This is a genomic window from Streptomyces wedmorensis, from assembly GCF_000716445.1.
Lineage (GTDB): Bacteria > Actinomycetota > Actinomycetes > Streptomycetales > Streptomycetaceae > Streptomyces > Streptomyces wedmorensis.
Genome location: NZ_JNWK01000009.1, coordinates 58,802 through 77,172, shown reverse-complemented (window position 1 = coordinate 77,172; position 18,371 = coordinate 58,802). Strand labels below are relative to the sequence as shown.

Genomic DNA, 18,371 nt, shown 5'->3' with positions numbered 1-18,371 from the left:
CTTCGCGCAAGGCTTGGGCCGCTCGTCCCGGTCTGCCGCCCCGGGACTCACCCCTGCCCGGCGAGCTGTGGCGTCGGGCAGGGGCGAGGGGGTCAGGCGCCGAGGTGGGTGCGGATCGCCGACGCCAGTTCGGCGACGCCGTGCTCCTTCAGGACGCTGTAGTGGTCACCGTCCAGGTCGACGATGGTGGGAGGAGCCGCCGAGTAGCCCGTTCGACCCTCGATGAACGAGTAGTCGTCCCCCGAGGCCTTGAGGATGGTCACCGGGGCGTCGAGGCGCCGTTCGGCCAGCTCGCGGAAGCTGTACTCGAATTCGTACGTCTCGCCGACGATCCGTGTGATCCTGCGGATCAGTCTCTTGTCCAGGGCCGGGAGCAGGTCGTGGACGAACGACACGAAGCCGTCCTCGTCCTGCGCCGCCTTGAGGCACCGCGCCGTCTCGGGCCCGCTGATGGACCCGGCGAAGACGGACAGCAGGATCGTGAGGTACGCCGGATTGCGGTACGAGGCCTCCCGTCCGTGGCGGTCGCCGTCGGCCTCGCGGACCTTCGGGTTCCCGGGGCAGATCAACAGCAGGTTCTCCACGTGTTCGCCGGCCTGCTCCAGCTGCCAGGCGGCTTCGAACGCGACCCGGGCGCCGAAGGAGTACCCCCACAGCGTGTACGGCCCCTCGGGCTGCAGGCGTCGGATCTCCGTCACGTCGGCGGCGGCCATCTCCCGGATCGTGGGGTAGGGCGTCTCTCCGGCGTTGATGCCGTGGGCCTGCACGCCGTAGAACGGCCGGCCGGCTCCCGCCTCGCGTCCCAGGAGGCGGAGGTTCATCGGGTATCCGCCCAGTCCCGGCCAGCAGAACACCGGGCTGCCGGCGCCCTCGTCGTGCAACGGGACCAGTCGTGAGGACGGCGCGCTGTCGCCGCTGTCGATCCGGTGGGCGAGATCGGCCAGCTTCGGGTGCTCGAAGACGACCTGAAGCGGCAGCCGCGTACCGAACTCCTTGTTGATCCGGTTGATGAGCGCGACGGCGCTCAGCGAGTTTCCGCCGGAGGCGAAGAACTCGTCCTCCACCGACACGTTCTCGTACTTCAGCGCCTTCCCCCACGCCTCGGCGAGCCATCGTTCGGCTCGGGTCGAGGGTGCGACGTACGGGCTGCCGGTATCCGCCGACGTCACCTCCCCGGAGGCGGCCAGGGCCTTGGTGTCGACCTTCCCGTTCGCGGTCAGCGGGAGTTCGTCCACCACCAGGACCCGGCTCGGGATCATGTAGTCGGGCAGGAGCCCGGCCAGCTCGTCCTTGATGATCTCCGCCGGACCCTTCATGTGGACCGTGTCCTCGTACATGCCTTCGCTGCGGATCTGCTCCTCGCTGACCCTGCCGCCGAGGAAGAAGTACGACGCGCCGGACCCGATGCCGCACGAGGCCAGGATGTCGTCGACGCGTCGCGACGCCGGCAGTGGATGCCCGGACTTCGAGCTGTAGCCGGACGACATGAACCCCAGGCCGAGGCCGTTGCGCTGCAGGTGGTGAAGTTTCGTCCCCAGGCTGATGTACTCCAGCCACGGCTGGTCCGCCCGGCTGAGCGCGGTGACGCCGAGGCTCGCCCGCTCGTACACCTTCTGGTTGATGGCGATCACGTGCTTGCGCAGCACCAGATCGTCCGACAGGCGTTCCAACTCGCCTTCCGCGTAGCGGTACTGGCCCGTCGGCAGTCCCTCCACCCGTCCGGGGTGGGCCTGCACATAGATCTCGGTGGGGTCCTGCCGGGGCGCCCCGTCGCAGGGACGGATCGCGAACGTGCCCAGGTAGTAGTCCTCGTCCGCGACGTCCAGGCGGCTCTTGACGGACGGGCGGAAGGCCAGCGGGCCGATGTCCAGCCCGTACTCGGGCAGCACCTCCTCGAACAGGCCCACCATGTGTCCGGCCTCGAACTCCAGCACCTCCTGGATGTTGTTCTTGTACACCGGCTGGATCGCCCGCTTCTTGCCGACGAAGTGTGCCGACAGCCAGGCGCCGGAGCCGGCCGCGGCCGGGCCGATCCGCACCAGGGCGTGGTCCACGGGATGGTAGTAGTACACCCCGGAGTCCAGGCCGCGGATACCACCGGTCTCCAGGTACAGCTGGGTCGCGTACAGCGCGCCCGGGGAAGCGTAGGCGTACTTCGGCAGAAGCCGCTCGTCACTCCGGAACCGCCCGAACCACCGGAGCATCTGCCCGAGTTCGGCGAACGTCACCTCGTCGAGGCCGCGGGAGAAGTCGCCGGCCCGCCGAGGAGCGAGAAGCTCCAGCACGTCGGACCGGGTGACGTTCCCGCCCTCGTAGAAGCGGTAGGTCTTGCGCGCGAAGGTTTCCCGCCGCTGGCGCGGGGACTCCTGTCTGCCGGGCAGCTCCCTCACCGGCCTGTCGTGCAGCTCCTCGGGGTCCCTCAGGCCCGGGTTGGACAGCTGAGCCTTCACCTGCAGCTTGCCGGCCTTGGACCGGTGGTGACCACCGTGGTTCCCCTGGTCCATCAGAGCCGCTTCCTTCGGGTTCAGCTCGATGCACGCGACCAGGTTCCGGAAGCCGGTCCTCGTGTCGTCGGTGACGACGGCCGCGGCCCGCCTCACCCAGGTGTGCTCCTCGATGGCCAGGGCGATCTCGTCGAGTTCGACGCGGTAGCCGCGCAGTTTGATCTGGTTGTCCGCCCGGCCGGAGAACTGGATGGTGCCGTCCGGGTTCCAGTACGCCAGGTCACCGGTCTTGTACAGCCGTTCCGTCGGCACGAACGGGGAGGGGACGAACCGTTCCCTCGACTGGTCGGGCCGGTGCAGGTAGCCGCGCGCCAGCTGGACGCCTCCGATGTACAGCTCACCGGTCTCCCCGATGTCGACCGGCGCCAGGTCCTCGTCGAGGATGAAGCACTGGGTGTTGTCGACGGGCACGCCGATCGGGATCGTGCCGGCGCCTTCGCCGATCTCGTCCGGGTCGACGAGGTAGGCGGTCGCGTTGATGGTGCACTCGGTCGGCCCGTACAGGTTCACCAGGGACGCCCACGGAACCTCGTCGGCGAAGGTCCGTGCCAGTTGCCGCGAGAGTGCCTCTCCGCCGGAGAACACCCGTCTCAGGCTGGTGCAGAGGGTGAAGTCGTCGGTGTCCAGCAGCGCCTGGAGCAAGGTGGGCACGCACTGGAGCGTGGTCACCTCGTGCTTCACGATCGTCTCGGCCAGTGCCTGGGGATCCCGGTAGACGCCTGGAGCGCCCATGACGACCCGGGCGCCCATCGCGGGCGCCAGGATCTCCCACTGGGCCGCGTCGAAGCTCATCGGCGTCTTCTGCAGCACCGTGGTGCCCTTGCCCACGTGCCCGCAGGAGTGCATCCAGCGCATCTGGGACGTGATGCTGCGGTGCTCGATCATCACACCCTTCGGCCTGCCCGTGCTGCCCGAGGTGTAGATGACGTACGCCAACGCGTCGGGCCGGGGAGGCGGCGCGCTCGCCCCGGCGTTCCGCTCTTCCGGGCGGGCCTCCGCGTCGCCCAGGGTGACGACCCGCGTCCCGGAAGGGGCGAGCTCGGCCAGGCGGTCCGCCAGGTGGTCCTGGGTGACGACGACGCGGGTCCGACTGTCCTCGATCATGTAGCGCAGCCGGTCCTCGGGGTACTCCGGGGACAGCGGCAGATAGGCCGCCCCGGCGAACAGAATGCCCCACACCCCGGCCATCAGGTCCAGGGACGGCTCGACGTACAGACCGACGCAGTCGTCGGCACCCACACCCAGGCGGCGCAGGGAGGCGGCCAGTCCGCTGCCCGCCTGTACGAGTTCCCGGTAGGTGAGGCTCTGGTCGTCGCAGGCGACCGCGACGGCCTCGGGCTGTGCTTCCGCCTGCTCCCTGAGGAGGTCGGTCAGGCAGCTGCCCGGATGGGCTTTGTGTACGCGTGCGTTGAGCGGTGCGGTCTTCACGGATTCTCCCTGCCGGCCGGTGCGTGCTGACGAGACATGAGTGGCGGACCCCCGGTGCCCGCCCGGGCTTTCCGCTCCGGCCGGGGCTGGGCCAGGACGACGGCGACGACGACGGCCATGGCGCCGGCCGCCTGGAGCACCGACAACTTCTGGTCCAGGAACGCGTATCCGAGGAGCGTCGCGGCCAAGGGGCTGGCGAAGCCCAGGACCGACACCGCCAGCGCGGGCAGCCGTCCGATGCCCCGGAACCAGATCGCGTAGGCGAACAGGGCCCCGATCACGCTCAAGTACGCGAACCCGGTGATGTTCGCGCCCGTGATCTCGCTGGGCAAGCCCTCGGCGACCAGCATGACCGGCGCCAGAACGAGGCCGCCCACGGTCAACTGCCAGCCGGTGAACGTCAGGACGCCCACGCCCTCCGGGCGGCCCCAGCGTTTGGTGAGCACGACGCCGGAGGCCATGCTGACCGCACCCGCCAGCCCGGCGAAGACGCCGACGCCGTCCAGACCCGCCTGCGGCTGCAGGACCAGCAGCGCCACGCCCAACACGCCGAGCACGCACGCCGCCAGCTGCACCGGCCGGATCCGCTCCTTCAGCAGCAGCGCCCCGAACAGCAGCACCAGCATGGGCTGAACCGCGACCACCAGGGCCGCTACGCCGCCGGGCAGGTGGTAGGCGGCCACGAACAGCAGGTAGAAGAACGCTCCGATGTTCAACACCCCCAGGACCAAGGCACGCCACCACCACACGCCGCGCGGCAGCACGCGTCCGATCGCGAGCAGCACGAGCCCGGCGGGCAGAGCCCGCACAGTGGAGGCCAGCAACGGCCTGTCGGCGGGCAGCAGTTCCGTCGTCACCAGGTAGGTACTGCCCCAGACCGCCGGAGCCAGCGCGGTCAGGGCCGAGTCGAACGCCGGCCTGCCGCCCTTCACGCGATGCCCGTGGCGAGTAGGCACGAGAGGGCTGAATCGGCAGGAAATATGGCGGAATGTAACGATCTATGCACGATGAGTTCTCCTGTGTGGGCAGGGCTGTGCGTTGAAGAAGCAGCGCTGTGAGGGTGTGGGCAGGGGCTGCTACGGCTTGATGAGCAGCGTCACGGCTTGACGAGCAGCGTCACGGCTTGATGAGCAGCGTCACCGCGCCGGCGCCGAGGCCCAGCACGACGCCGGTCACTGCCGGGCGCATGCCGCCGCGAAGCCAAGAGCTCCGATCGGCGGGAAGCGAGTCGACGGAGAAGGAACCGGGGCAGTCCGTGTCCGCCAAGTGGCGCACACGGCGAGATCCCGGGAGGCCGACGGCTCCCGGTCGCATGCCCGGGGCGGCGGCGAGCGGAGATCCGGCCCGAATCCGTGAACGGCCGTTCGAGCACCGAAGTCGACACAGCCCGTCCGCGGCATTCGCCCATCGGCTATCTGCCGATGGCGCTGCCCGGTGCTCGCGTCAGCGCCGATACGGCCGGGGCAAGCGGGCTGGGAGCGATGGGCTGCACCATTGCGGACCTCCTTGGGGAACACGCGTCCCGTTCGATGGAGCTTGTGCGACGACGCAGGGTCTGACTCGCCAACAGTCGCTCCTCCATAGAGGCAGCGGCCTTGGCACACAGTGGCGCGACCGTGCCGGGATCTCACCGGGCTTCCGCACGCCGTCGCTTGACGCCGAAAAAATACCGCGCGGCACTTCCCTTCGGCCAGGGCCGACGGGAGCGCTGTTGATCACACTCATGACGACGCATGCGCCCGTGCGGGAGGGCTGCTGTGGACGGTGTCCTGGGCTACGCGGGAGTACCGGGTGAGGGGCCGGAGACGCGCGCACGAGGAGGGCGGGAAGCGTGGGGGCTTCCCGCCTCCCGCGACCTAAGATCACCGGGACGCGGGACGGCGGACGAGACACGGGAGAGGCGGCGGACGTGGCGGACGAACGCGTGTACCTGGTGACCGGGGGCGGAACGGGGATCGGGGCGGCGACCGCGCATTCCCTGGCCCGGGCGGGACACAAGGTGGCGGTGTCCGGGCGCCGCCCCGAGCCGCTGCGGCTGGTCGCCGAGGAGACCGGCGCCCTGCCCGTACCGTCGGACATCGGGGACCCCGCCGCGGTGGCCTCGCTCGTCGAGACCGTGGTCGGCACGTACGGGCGGCTCGACGGCCTGGTGCTCAACGCCGGCATCGGGCGGGGCGGCAGCGTGGGCGAGGTGACCCTGGAGGACTGGGACGAGGTCATGCGGACCAACCTCACCGGTCCGTTCCTCCTGCTGCGCGCCGCGCTCCCCCATCTGCTCGACGCCCGCGGCGCGGTGGTCGCGGTGGCCTCGGTGTCCGCCCTGCGCAACGGCGTCGGGAACGCCGCGTACGCCACCTCCAAAGCGGCGCTGCTCCAGATGTGCCGCTCGCTCGCGGTCGACTACGGGGGCGCAGGCCTGCGCGCCAACACCGTGTGCCCGAGCTGGGTGCGCACCGACATGGCGGACCGCCGCATGAACCGGTTCGCCGACGAGGCGGGCCTCGACGGGAACGGTCTGGACGCGGCGTACGAGGAGGTGACCCGGGTCCTGCCCGCAGGGCGGCCCGGTGAGCCGCAGGAGGTCGCCGAGGCCATCACCTGGCTGCTGTCGCCCGCCGCCTCGTTCGTGAACGGGGCGGTGCTCACCGTCGACGGCGGCGCGACCGCACTCGATCCGGGCACCCTCGGCTTCGAGTTCCGGCTGGACCCACGCGCCCCGCGGGCCTGACCGGCGGTCACGTCCCACTGATCGCAGGCCGCGGGCGTTCTACGCCGTGGGGAAGGCCGGGGCACGGGTGGCGAGGGTGTGCGTGTTCCCGGCTCCGTCGGTGATCCGCGCGGTGGTGTCGCGCGGCGGATGGTCCGACGTGAGGCCCAGGAGGAGGCCGCTGTTGCCGGCCGCGACCCCGGGGGTGCCGAAGTCTATGGTGAGGCGGTTCCCCCGCTGCGTGACGGAGACGGGCCGGATCGTTCCCGGGCCGCCCTGAGCGGTGACGAAGAGGTCCGCTCCGCCGGTCCCGTCGTAGTCGACACGGCTGACGGGCCCGAAGTCGAGGCTGAGCGTGCGGACGGCCGACGCCGGCAGCGGCCCCGAGACCGGTGTCATGTCGACGCGGTATTCGTACGGGTACTTGCCGGCACCGGCCGAGCCGGCGATGCCGCGCGGGTACAGGCGTGACTGGAGCGAACCCGATCCCGTGGCACCCGCGATCCGGATGGCCGGCGCGATGTCTTCGGGCACGGCCGTGCCCGAAGGGTCGAAAACGCACTCGATGATGGTGGACGTCACGTCCACCGCGCGCAGGGTCCGCTCGAACGGCTGCAGCGTGCGGCGGATCACGCCCTGGCACACGGCGCAGAAGGGCGTGAGGTTGCGCATCATGCAGTTGAACGCGGGCCGGTACAGGCCGCAGTGGTAGTAGCCGGCCCCTTCGAAGGCACCGATCGTGCCCGCCGCCACGGGGTTGGCCTGCGGGTCGCACACCGCGCAGTCGGCGTTCCTGGATGTGGGCATCGCGGTCGTCGCCCGCACCAGCGCCGCCCATTTGATCGTGGTGCGCCCGGTGTCCAGGGTGATGTTCGGCGCGGTGGGTTCGGTGCCGGTGTAGGAGTCGTGTCCGGTCTCCGAGGGACAACTGACCCAGGACTCGTACTCGTCGGCGAGTCCGAACGCGGAGTGTCCCAGCTCGTGCGCGGCGACCGTGACCCAGTCGGCGCTCGTCGAGGTAACGGCGACAGTGCCGCCCGAGCCTCCGTACTTGGCGCTGTTGACCACGACGAGAGCCTGGTGCCAGGCCGGGACCTGGGCCGTGAGCACGCCTTGCACGATCGACGTGTCGGCCGTCAACAGCCGGGCGAGCCCGCCGGTGCAGTAGGTGGCGTCGAAGTAGGTCTTCGGAGTGGCTCCCGTCCCACCGCAGGAAGCGGGGTCGTCGGCGCCGCTGCCGGTGGAGGTGACGTCCACGCGGTGGATGTTGATCCGGCCCTGGACCGCGGCCTCGGTGAACGGCGGTATGGAGAAGAGCTGGCTGACGAAGAACTGCGCGTCCGTGTGCCACTGAGCCATCTCGCTGCTCCGGTACCCCTCCGAGAGCAGAACGAGGTTCCAACGCGAGGCGGTCGGGCCGCTGTCGTGGATCAGCGTCGTACCGAGGACGGTGCCGTCGCCGGTTCCCATCAGGACCCTCCTCCCTCGGTGCCGTGTCCCAGCTGGTACCGGCCGACCGTCTGCGTCCGCACGGTGGTGCGCAGCACCGCCACCTCCTTGGCCTCCGCCAGCGCGGGCACCAGTACGAAGAAGCGCCCCTTGGGCTGATTGATCGGCTCGTGCGTGAACGGCCGGTCCGGATCGGTGGAGCGGACCTCCGCCTCTGCCCTGATCGGGTCGTCCAGCGGCCGGCTGTGGATCCGCTTTCCTCGCGCGTTCAACACGTCCACCCGGTAGCCGACCGACACGTCGGGCTGTGCGTCGGCGCGGCCCTGGGGCAAGCCGACCGAAAAGCCCTGCTGTCCGGCGGGAGCGTCCGGAATCACCAGGTCGACCGGCTCGCTGCCCACCAGTTCGATGTGCCGGCCCCGGTACTCGAAGGTGAGCCGAATCGCACCGCTCATCACGCACGCCTCCTCGAATCCGGTTCGACGCACACGCTCGTCACCCCAACCGGACCACCTTCGAGTGCGGCCCGCCACACCGGGCGGACGTCGTTGGGCAAGGTGCCCCGGGCACCGCTTGGTGAGCAGGAGAGAGGTCGAGTTACTCCGAACGGGTGGCACGCTGCCCGCGCTCGCAGGGATGAGCCGTCCCATGGCCGGCGGTTGGCCTGCCCCGTGCACCGGACAGGACCAGGGCCTGTCCGGCCATGATCCGCCGGACAGGCCCTAAGGCCTGACCCCGTCGCAGGCGATTCGCAGGTGGCGCGGACCGCGCAGTACGGCGTTCTGACGGTATGGGGGCGGGTCGTCCAGGAGGCGGGGGTTGTCGAGGCGGCGGGCGAGTTCGGAGAGGGCGAATTGGGCTTCCAGGCGGGCGAGGGGGGCACCGAAGCAGCTGTGGATGCCGCTGCCGAGGCCGAGGTGCTGGATGTCGGGGCGGTCGGGGTCGAAGTGGTCGGGGTTCTCGAAGCGCTGGGGGTCGCGGTTGCCGGAGGCCAGGATCAGCCAGAGGGTGGAGCCCTTGGGGATGGTGACGCCGCGGACCTCGATGTCGGCGAGGGTGGTGCGCTGTGGCAGGAGCTGGACGGGGGGCTCGAAGCGGAGGAGTTCCTCGACGATGGGCACGGCCAGGCGCGGTTCGGTCTTGAGGCGCTGGAGGACGTCGGGGTTGCGCAGCAGGGTGAGCATGCCGTTGGTGATGAGGTTGACCGTGGTCTCGTGGCCCGCGATCAGCAGCAGCGCCGCGGTGCTGAGCAGTTCCATGGTGGTCATCTGGCCGTCCTGGCTCTTGGTGGTGGCCAGTTGGGAGAGCATGTCGTCCCCGGGGTTCTTGCGGCGCTCCTCGATGAGACCGGCCAGGTACATGCCGAGCTGCATCCGGGCCTCGGCGGCGCCCTTGTCCCGCTCGGCGGCGTCGGCGTCCGGGTCGGGGTCCAGGCTGGCGGCGAGGGTGTCCGCCCAGGTGTGGAAGCGTGCCTCGTCCTCGCGCGGCACTCCGAGCAGCCTGCAGATCACGGTCACCGGGAAGGGGTAGGAGAACTCCTCCACCAGGTCGATCCGGCTCGGGTCGCCGATGCCGTCGATGAGGCCGCCGACGATGTCGTGCAGCTCGGGGCGCATCTGGTCGACCCGGCGGGGGGAGTGCGGGGGGCCGAAGTGCCGGTTCGTCATGCGTCGCATCCGGTCGTGTTCCGGCGGGTCGAGCCGTAGGAAGCCGGGCGGCAGGGCGCTCTGCTCGGAGGCCGGTTCCGCCAGCGGGTCGGCGTTGCCGGACGCCAGGTTGCGGGCGTCGGAGCTGATCCGGGGATCGTGGAGGAGGCTGCGGATCTCGTAGTACGTGCTGATCACGTACGGCCCGTCGGCCTCGTGGTGGACCGGTGTCTTCCGCAGCTCTTCGTAGATCGGGTACGGGTCGGCCCGGTTGGCGTAGTCCAGGATCTGGTGCAGCAGGGTTTGCGTCATGGCAGGTCCTTGTGGCCGTGCGGGTCAGTGCGCGGGGGTGAACGTCATCCGGCGGTCGGCCGGCGAGTATCCGCTGAGGGTCACGGTGGGGCCGTGGCTGGGGACCGACGGGTCGGGGAAGTCCGCGTCCAGGGGCCGTTGCCCGTCCGCGTGCCGGTCGACCGTGGTGAACTGCGGCGGGAACGGCGCGGTCTTCTCGATGAGTTCCTCGTAGAAGGGCAGCCATCGGCCGTGGTCGAAGGAGACGGCACCGATGACGCGCCCCTGGTATCCGTAGACGCCGACGAACCGACGGCTTTCCAGTGAGCCCTGCGAGATCAGGATCTCCGTCGCCATCGACGGCACTCCGACCGACTTGATGTTGACGCCGAACTGGGAGGACCAGAAGGCCGGCACGTCCATGTGGGGCAGTCGGTCGATGCTCTCGCTGAGCATGTTGTGCGCCGCGATCCGGCCCTGGGCGACGGCGTTGCCCCAGTGCTCCAGCGACAGGAACTGGTACCCGAACAGGGGGTGGGGGCAGCGGGCGACGTCGCCCGCCGCGTAGATGTCGTCGGTGACGATCCCGCGGATGTCGAAGGCCCTGCAGCCGGCGTCGCAGGCGATGCCGCGGGGCCCGGCGCCGAGCCCGGAACCGTGCAGCCATTCGGTGTTGCGGAGGGCGCCGAGCGAGACGACCACCACGTCGGTCTCCACGGTGGAGCCGTCGGACAGGTGCGCGGCGCGCACCCGTCCCGAGGCGTCGCCCTCCAGGGCGGTCACCATGACCCCGCACCGCAGGTCCACGCCGTGCTCGCGCTGGAGGTCGGCGGCCACCGCGGCGACCACCCCGCCGAGCGCGCCGACCAGGGGCGCGGCGCCTCGTTCGGCGACGGTGACGGGGAGGCCGCGTTCGCGGCAGGCGGAGGCGACCTCCGAGCCGGCGAACCCTCCCCCGATGACGAGGACCCGTTTGGGTCCCTCGTCGAGCCGCCGGGCGAGCGCGGATCCGTCGTCGCGGGTCCGCAGCACGAAGACGCCGTCGAGTTCCGCTTCCTCCTCGCGTGGCCACGGCCGCGCCCGCACACCGGTGGCGATCAGCAGGCGGTCGTACGGCACCTCGTCGCCGTCGGCCAGCCGCACCCTCCTCGCGGCCATGTCCAGGCCGGTGGCGGGAACGCCGAGCCGCCAGGTCGCGTCGACGGATCGGAGCCGGGGCAGCGCGGTGCGGTCGGCGCGCGCCCTGCCCAGCAGCACCCCCTTGGACAGCGGGGGCCGGTCGTACGGTTCGCAGGGCTCGTCGCCGATCATGGTCAGGGACCCCGCGAAGCCCTTGGCGCGCATGGTCTCGGCGGCCCGCAGGCCTGCCAGCGAGGCGCCGACGACGACGATGCGGCCCTCGCGTTTGAGCTGCGCCAAGGCTCCGTCACCGAGCACTGGGCACCGCCTCGGCCGGCTCGTCCACGGCATCGACGAGGATGGCCTGCACGGGGCAGGCCGCGGCGGCCTGGGCCAGCTTCTCGCGCTGTGCCTCGTCGGCATCCGGGTTGTACAGCAGCGCCTCGTCGCCGTGCATGGTGAAGATCTCGGGAGCGAGGAACGCGCACTGCGCGTACCCCTGGCAGCGGTTCAGATCGACGGCAATGCTCACCACGGGATCGGTCCTCTCCGATGGCTCGGTCGAGCCCCTGCGCCCACTCTCATCGGCCGGGAGGGCTGCAGCGACGGGGAGCGGACCGATCGGGTGAGCGGCGCGGCCGGATCAGGTCGAGGCGGTGGTCCGTGACGCGGCGGAACGCCGGCCCCACAGGGTGTTCAGACTGAGGACGAGCACCCAGGCCGGGAAGACCAGCTCCGACCAGGGCACGTTCGCTCCCACCACGAGCAGCGTCAGGCCCGCCAGGTAGCCGACGACGGTGAGCGGGCGCGGGAGGACGCCGAGCCGGTGGGCGATGGTCGTGGTCGTCATGACGAACACCGCCGCCATCCGCATGGCGTAGGTGGTCAGCAGGGCGTAAGCGACGTCGCGGCCGAAGGAGGAGCCCTGTCCACCCTCGTCGAGCACGCTCCAGGCAGCGGCCGCGGCGCCGAACAGCGTGGCGACGAAGACCAGACCGCTGCCCAGGAACACCGTGGAGACGAACTTGTCCTCGTGCTCTCCCGCCTGCTCGCGCAGCGCGCCCATGAACCACAGGAACGCGATCCCTGCGAACGGGATCAGCTCCAGCGCCGTCCGCACGGCGCTCCGCTGTCCTGCGTCCACGGTCGCTTGTGCCCCGTCGACGCCGCTCGGCATGGCGATGCGTACGAGGACGATCGCCGTGGCCGTCAGGATCGCGAACACCATCCCCGCCACCCCGGCGGCCCACGGCGTCGCCAGGCGCTTGTGCTTCCGCTCCATGGTCTCCCGCTTCCTGCCTGTGCTTCCTTCGTCCAGACACCCGTGATCGCGGGACGCGCGCCACCGGAATCACCCGGGAGAAGAGCTCGGTGCGCCATACAGACCAGGGCCGGGCCGGGCATCGCAGGGCAGGGCGAGGTAGGGGCCCCGTCCGGCCTCGCGCCCGGGCCCTGTCCCGTCAGCCCGGGCCGGAGGTGTCCAAGGCGAGGATCAGGAGGGTGACGTCGTCCTGGATCTTGGGGGCGAAGCGGCTCAGGTCGGCCCAGATCGCGTCGGGCAGCTCGTCGAGGCCGACACCGGTCATACCGGCCAGGCGCTCGACGAAGGGGTAGAACGCGCCGGAGGCGTCCCGTGCCTCCAGGACACCGTCCGAGGCCAGGAGCAGCCGGTCCCCGGGCCGCAGCGAGACCGTCGCGACGGTTCCGGGCATGACGTCGGCGAGGCCCAGTCCGAGGGGCGGGCCGGGGTCGAGTTCCAGGGTGCTCACGGCTCCGCCGCGCAGCAGGACCGGCGGCGGATGGCCGCAGGCCAGGACACGGACCTCCCGCCCGTGCGGTGCGAAGTCCAGAAGGACGGCCGTGGCGAAGAGTTCCGCGTGCTCCGTCCGCGCCGAGTCGACCACGAGCCTGCGGTCAAGCCGCGCCGCGATCGACTCCGGGTCCACGTCGTCCAGCACGGCCTCGCGGAACGCCCCCATGACGGAGGCGACCGTCGCGACGGCCGACAGACCGTGCCCCTGTACGTCGCCGAGGACCGCCCGCACCCCGTGGGGGCCGGGCCCGACGTCGAAGAAGTCGCCTCCCACCAGGGTGCCGCGCTCGGCGGCGCGGTACAGGCTCGCGCAGCGCACGGGCCCGACCCGCCGCCGTACGTCCGGGACGATGGCCCGCTGGGCCGTCTCGGCGACGGCGCGTTCGAGGTCGAGCTGCTCGTCCCGGCGCCCGCGTACGAAGGAGACGAAGACGCTCAGGGTCGCGACGAAGCCCAGGGTGAAGAGGTCGGTGTCGCCGGGCTGGTCCAGGTGGAAGAGGGGAATGGTCAGCAGCGCGATCGTCGCGGCGCCGAGGAGGGCCGTGGCCCATGGTCCGTAGGCCAGGACGGCCAGCGGAGGCACCGCGCCGAGCAGGAAGCCGATGTACAGCGGAACGGAGTCGGTGAGGGAGGCCGCTCCGACCCCGACGAGCAGCAGCACGGGCAGGACCCGCACCCAGCGGGGCGGTGGGGCCCCGCTCAGCCAGCTCCGGGGGTACGCGCCGTTCGCCGCCTTCCTTGGCTTCACCACACCACCAGGCTCCTATGCCGGAGTGCGCCGCGCACTCCACGGGTCGCGCCCGGGACGTCCCGGCACGGAGCCTCCCTCTTCCTCCCGCCCGTCTCCCACCCCTGGCCGGCGCTTCCGGACGCCGGCCGGGAAGTCGCTGTGGAAGCGGACGAGCACCCGTGTGGGTCAGCCGCGAAGGGCTTCGGCCGGTTGTACGGAAGACGCACGCCGGGCGGGATAGATCCCGGCCACGACTCCGGTCGCCAGACCGATGAGCGGGGCGGTCGCGAGGATCACCGGGTGCATGACCGGCGTCCACTCCCTGATCAGCGCCACCACCAGGACGGCCAGCGTGCCGATGGCCGTGCCGATGAGTCCGCCGAACGCGCCCAGCGTGCCCGACTCGGCGAGGAACTGGGCGGTGACATGCCGTCTCTGCGCGCCGAGAGCACGGCGCAGGCCGATCTCCCCGGTGCGCTCCAGGACCGCTACCAGGGTGGTGTTGGCGATCCCGACCGCTCCGATGACCAGGCACACCCCGGCGAGCAGGAGAAACAACTGTTCGAGGTCGGAGGTCACCGAGGACCGCAGGCTCTTCGGGTCGGGCGGTGGAACCGCCTTCAAGTACTCCGGGTGGTCGGGGCGCAGCGCCGTGGGGGCTTCCCCGGCCACCTGACGGGCGGCGCCCAGGTCGGTCGCGATGAGCATTCTGGCGCCCTGGGCGGGCCGCCCCCAGAGTTCGACCGCGGTGGTGTGCGGTACGAGAACGGAGAGGAGCACGTCCGGCTGGCGCTGGACGTCGTCGACGATGCCGGTGACGGTGAACGGCTGCCCTCCGATGAAGATCGCCGGTTGGGTCTCCAGCGTGGTGATGCCCAGGCGTGCGGCGATGCCCGAGCTGATGACGGTGACGCGCTGGCGGGTGTCGCTGTGGAAGTCGTCGTACAGCCTGCCCTGGGAGAGCCGGGGTTCGGCGGCGCGCAGTGTGCCGGGGGCGGCAGCCACCACGTTGAGGGTTTCCCCTCCGGTGCCGCCGACCGGGGCGGCGGTGACGGCGAGTTCGGCGGCGCCGTACCGGGGTTGCACCGTCCACAGCACGCCGGCGTGCCGCACCCCGTTGAGCCGTTCGACGCGGTCCGAGGCGTCGTCCGGGAACGCCGCGTCGGCGAACTCGTCCTGGTCGCGGGCGACGTCCTCGACCGTCACCTCCGTCGCGGAGAGCACGTTGAAGCGGGAGTCGATCTGCGAGGAGGCGGTGGCGGTGAGGCCGAGTACGGCGACGAAGGCGCCGACGCCCAGGACGGTGCCGAGCATGGTGAGCGCGGAGCGGGCGGGGCGCTGCAGCATCCCTGCCAGCGCTTCGGCCAGCAGGTCCCGTGCCACGAACGTGGAGTGCCCGATGGGGGGCGGGGGCGCGGTGTCCCGTGCCTTTCGGTTCCGGCTCAGCATGCGCGTGCCCGCTCGCTCTCGCTCAGTACGCCGTCCCGGATGGTGACCGTCCGTCGGCCGCGGGCGGCCACGGCAGGGTCGTGTGTGATGAGGACGATCGTGATGCCCTCGGCGTTGAGGGCTTCGAGGAGCCGGAGCACCGCCTCGGCGTTGCCGGTGTCGAGGTTTCCCGTCGGCTCGTCGCACAGGAGCAGCGAGGGCCGGGCGACCAGGGCCCGTGCGATGGCCACCCGCTGGCGTTCGCCGCCGGACATCCGGGTGGGCAGTGCGTCGGTCCGGTGGCCGAGGCCGACCCGATCCAGCGCCTCGCGGGCCCGCTGGGGGCGTTCGCGGCGCGGGGCGCCGCCGTAGACCATGGCGAGTTCGACGTTCTCGCGGGCGCTGCGGTGCGGCAGCAGGTGGAAGGCCTGGAAGACGAACCCGATGCGGCGGCCGCGCAACGTGGTGCGCTCGGTGTCCCTGAGCCGGCCGGTGTCGATGCCGTCGAGGAGGAAGCTGCCCGTCGTGGGCGTGTCGAGGAGTCCGGCGATGTTCAGGAACGTGGACTTGCCCGATCCGGAGGGGCCTACGACGGTGATGAACTCGCCCTTGTGGACCGTGAGGTCGCTGGGGCGGAACGCCTCCACGGGCGGCGGACCCGGATAGGTGAGGCCGACCTGCCGGAATTCGATGACGGGCGGTTCGGACGGGGTCGCGGGCGCGGTCATCCGGTGCCTTCCTGCGCGGTGGAATCGGCGCGGACGCCGGTCACCACGCGGTCGCCCGCGCCGAGGGCCCCGCGGTCCAGGGGGATGACCTCGACATGGCCGTCGCCGGTGGTGCCGGGCCTCACCCGGACCCGGCGCTGCCGGCCGTCGTCCTCGAGCACGGTGACCGCGGTGGAGCCGTCGGCGCCGGCCGACACCGCCGTGACGGGTACGACCAGGACCTTGCCGCGGGTCGTGGCGGCCAGGACGGTCAGGCGGACGTTCTGCCCGGTCCATTGGGCCTCCAGCGGCCGGCCCGGCGCCAGGATCATCAGATAGCCGTCCGCGTCGGACTGCCCGCCGGCCTGCTGTCCGTCCTGCGTGTCGCCGGCGGGTTGCGGGGTCGTACGGGCGGTGGCGACGGACCGTACGAAGGCCGGGGCGGTGGCGCCGTCGAGCTCGGAGAGGATCTCCGCCTTCTGGCCCGCCCTGATCAGGCCCTTCTGGTGGTCGGGCACGTAACCGTGCACCACCAGGGGGCCCGCGGCGACGGTCATCACGGCTCCCTGCACCTTCGTGCCGAGCCGTACGGGGAGGTCCTGCACCCGCGCCGGGAAGCTCTCCAGGAACGCGACCTCGCCGGACGGGACCATGGGGCCCGCGGCCGCCCGCGCGGCGACGAGGGCCTCGCGTGCGGTGGCCAGGTCCTCCCCGGCACGTGCGACGGCCTTGCGCAGGCCCTCCAGGTCGCGGCCGCCGCCCTTCGCCTCCCCGGCCGTTCCCTCGGCCGAGCCGGCCGTCCCCTCGGTCGAGCCGGCCGTCTTGCCCGAGCCCGATTCGGAGCTGCCGGAGCCGGAGCCGGAGGGGGAGTGGGAGCCGGCATCGGATTCGGACCGGGAGCCTGCCTCGGCGGTCTTCAGCGCGTCCTCGGCGTCGTCCAGCGCCCGTTCGGCCGAGGTCACCTGTGCTTCGGCCGAGGTGACGGTGTTCGATCCGTCGGCGCCGCCGACCTGGACGGGTTCGTAGCCGAGCGCGTCGTAGAGCGCGGTGACCGCCGACTTCGTGCCCTCGCCGAAACGCCCCCGGTTGTCGGGGGAGGTGGAGTGGCCGAGCCGCTGGAGCGCGTCCTGGAGCCGGCCCACGTCGCTGCCCTGGGCACCGGGCTTGAGGTCGCGGTAGAGCGGAACGGTGCCCTGGAGCGCGATCACCGGACGGCCGGAGACCTCGACCAGCAGCCGGCCCGCGCGCACCTGGTCGCCTGCCTTCAGCGGCAGCTTGGAGACCGTGGGGCTGCCTCCTTCGGGCGCGCCGCCGGGGGTGATCTCCACGCTCTGGCCGGCGACCACGGTGCCGCGAATGATCATCGAGGATGCCAGCGTCCGGTACTCGACCGGCGCCGTGATCACGGAGGGTGCCGGGGGCCGAGAGTCCGCCGCCGCCTGCGCGGGCGACTTGATCAGCAGGGAGGCCCCGAAGCCCGCCCCGGTGAGCGCGACCGCGCCCGCCGCGATCAGGGCGAGCCAGCGGCGCCTGGTCCGTACGCCGTCACCCCCGTGACCGGCGACCGTCTCGGCCGCCTCCGAGGAGTGCTGCTCGTCGTTCTGCATTCAGTTCGCCAGTGCCGCGTTGGCCGACTTGATGACCGCGCCTTGGTCCTTCTTGATCTCGGCGAAACCGGCGGCGTTCTGCTCGATGTAGTCGTTCTGGATCTGCGTTTCGAGGCGGAGCAGGACGGTGGCGAGCTTCGTGTCCTGCTTGCACTTCACATCGGCCTTGGCCGCGGCCTTCTCCTGCGGTGACGCGGAGTTCCCTTGGAGCGTGAACTTCTCGCCGGGCTGCAGGAACGCGGCGTGCTGGTATCCGGCCTTCTTCATGCAGGACACCCATGCGTCCTGGACCTTGATGAATTCCGGCATCCTCTGGGCCTGTTCGAAGCTGGAGAAGTCGATGCTGAGCAGTCCGATCTTGCCCTTCTCGGGGTTCTGCACCTTCTCGAGCCCCAGCTTGCGCTGGGCCTCCCCCACGCAGCCGCCTTCGGGAATGTCCTTGCCCCGGTAGCTGCCGCCCGAGCCCGCCTGGCCGCCCTTGGGACCCTTGGCGCCGAAGACCATGTACGCCTCGGGCGGAAGCTTGGCCTTGCCGGACACCGCGCCTCGGGCGTGGTCGTCGCCTGCCAAAGGGATCACGTGGTAGCCGTGCTCGGCGGCGACCTTCTCGCTGACCACGCCGTAGCGACGGCTCACGGCCTTGACGGGCTCGGCCTTCGTGACCGGCCAGTCGAACCCGAACCGCTTCATGCAGTCGGAAGCCAGGGTGGAGTGCGCGGTGTCCACCAGCGCCTGCTGCTCGGGGGTGAGGAAATAGGCGGACACCGGGAGGACGATGTCGGCCTCCGTGACGACCTCCCGGGCAACGGAACCGCCGGCACCGATGCCTTCCGGGGCGTCCTCCGCGCACCCGGTGAGCAGCAGCGTGCCGACCCCGGCGGCGATGACAAGACGTGTGTAACGCAAAGGGATCCCCTGGATAGAGTGGATGTGCTGTGGTGG

The 18,371-nt window shown here is 71.3% G+C and carries 15 protein-coding genes; 1 reads left to right on the top strand and 14 read right to left on the bottom strand.

Annotated elements, in window-relative coordinates; all coding sequences use genetic code 11:
* Positions 1-92: 92 nt before the first annotated feature.
* The 3 genes from OO54_RS09860 to OO54_RS45775 all read right to left on the bottom strand — a co-directional run bounded on the left by OO54_RS09860 (position 93) and on the right by OO54_RS45775 (position 5,207).
* The gene (locus OO54_RS09860) at positions 93-3,932 is read right to left on the bottom strand and encodes an amino acid adenylation domain-containing protein (protein WP_033202471.1); all 3,840 of its coding nucleotides are present in this window, start codon (positions 3,930-3,932) and stop codon (positions 93-95) included.
* A complete protein-coding gene (locus OO54_RS09855; protein WP_033202470.1) occupies positions 3,929-4,864 on the bottom strand; it encodes an EamA family transporter in 936 nt (311 codons plus the stop codon). The genes OO54_RS09860 and OO54_RS09855 overlap by 4 nt, the downstream gene beginning before the upstream one ends.
* 184 nt (positions 4,865-5,048) lie before the next feature.
* Entirely contained in the window at positions 5,049-5,207 is a 159-nt protein-coding gene (locus OO54_RS45775; protein WP_157856447.1) for a hypothetical protein, read from the bottom strand.
* Between the two features lie 634 nt (positions 5,208-5,841).
* Between OO54_RS45775 and OO54_RS09850 the strand changes: the two genes are divergently transcribed.
* Positions 5,842-6,660, top strand: a complete 819-nt coding sequence (locus tag OO54_RS09850) for an SDR family NAD(P)-dependent oxidoreductase (protein WP_033202469.1) — start codon at positions 5,842-5,844, stop codon at positions 6,658-6,660.
* A 39-nt stretch (positions 6,661-6,699) separates the two neighbouring features.
* Here the strand turns inward: OO54_RS09850 and OO54_RS42320 are convergent, their stop codons facing one another.
* The 11 genes from OO54_RS42320 to OO54_RS09795 all read right to left on the bottom strand — a co-directional run bounded on the left by OO54_RS42320 (position 6,700) and on the right by OO54_RS09795 (position 18,335).
* Positions 6,700-8,109: a M64 family metallopeptidase gene (locus tag OO54_RS42320; RefSeq protein WP_051786818.1), complete on the bottom strand. Its 1,410-nt coding sequence runs from the start codon at positions 8,107-8,109 to the stop codon at positions 6,700-6,702.
* Entirely contained in the window at positions 8,109-8,543 is a 435-nt protein-coding gene (locus tag OO54_RS09840; RefSeq protein ID WP_033202468.1) for a hypothetical protein, read from the bottom strand. The genes OO54_RS42320 and OO54_RS09840 overlap by 1 nt, the downstream gene beginning before the upstream one ends.
* Positions 8,544-8,810: 267 nt before the next feature.
* Positions 8,811-10,046 (bottom strand): cytochrome P450, encoded by a 1,236-nt coding sequence (locus OO54_RS09835; RefSeq protein ID WP_033202467.1) that lies wholly within the window; start codon positions 10,044-10,046, stop codon positions 8,811-8,813.
* A 24-nt stretch (positions 10,047-10,070) separates the two neighbouring features.
* Positions 10,071-11,495 (bottom strand): NAD(P)/FAD-dependent oxidoreductase, encoded by a 1,425-nt coding sequence (locus tag OO54_RS09830; protein ID WP_051786817.1) that lies wholly within the window; start codon positions 11,493-11,495, stop codon positions 10,071-10,073.
* Positions 11,452-11,676: a ferredoxin gene (locus OO54_RS09825; protein WP_033202580.1), complete on the bottom strand. Its 225-nt coding sequence runs from the start codon at positions 11,674-11,676 to the stop codon at positions 11,452-11,454. The genes OO54_RS09830 and OO54_RS09825 overlap by 44 nt, the downstream gene beginning before the upstream one ends.
* Before the next feature lie 111 nt (positions 11,677-11,787).
* Positions 11,788-12,426 carry a hypothetical protein gene (locus OO54_RS09820; protein WP_033202465.1) on the bottom strand — a complete coding sequence of 213 codons (639 nt, stop codon included), beginning with the start codon at positions 12,424-12,426 and terminating at the stop codon, positions 11,788-11,790.
* A 178-nt stretch (positions 12,427-12,604) separates the two neighbouring features.
* Positions 12,605-13,708 (bottom strand): PP2C family protein-serine/threonine phosphatase, encoded by a 1,104-nt coding sequence (locus tag OO54_RS09815; protein ID WP_033202464.1) that lies wholly within the window; start codon positions 13,706-13,708, stop codon positions 12,605-12,607.
* A gap of 165 nt (positions 13,709-13,873) precedes the next feature.
* The gene (locus OO54_RS09810) at positions 13,874-15,136 is read right to left on the bottom strand and encodes an ABC transporter permease (RefSeq protein WP_051786816.1); all 1,263 of its coding nucleotides are present in this window, start codon (positions 15,134-15,136) and stop codon (positions 13,874-13,876) included.
* Positions 15,130-15,843 (bottom strand): ABC transporter ATP-binding protein, encoded by a 714-nt coding sequence (locus tag OO54_RS09805; RefSeq protein ID WP_033202463.1) that lies wholly within the window; start codon positions 15,841-15,843, stop codon positions 15,130-15,132. The genes OO54_RS09810 and OO54_RS09805 overlap by 7 nt, the downstream gene beginning before the upstream one ends.
* The gene (locus OO54_RS09800; protein WP_051786815.1) at positions 15,840-17,429 is read right to left on the bottom strand and encodes a peptidoglycan-binding protein; all 1,590 of its coding nucleotides are present in this window, start codon (positions 17,427-17,429) and stop codon (positions 15,840-15,842) included. The genes OO54_RS09805 and OO54_RS09800 overlap by 4 nt, the downstream gene beginning before the upstream one ends.
* Positions 17,430-18,335 (bottom strand): hypothetical protein, encoded by a 906-nt coding sequence (locus OO54_RS09795; protein WP_033202462.1) that lies wholly within the window; start codon positions 18,333-18,335, stop codon positions 17,430-17,432. It lies immediately after the preceding gene.
* Positions 18,336-18,371: the final 36 nt, after the last annotated feature.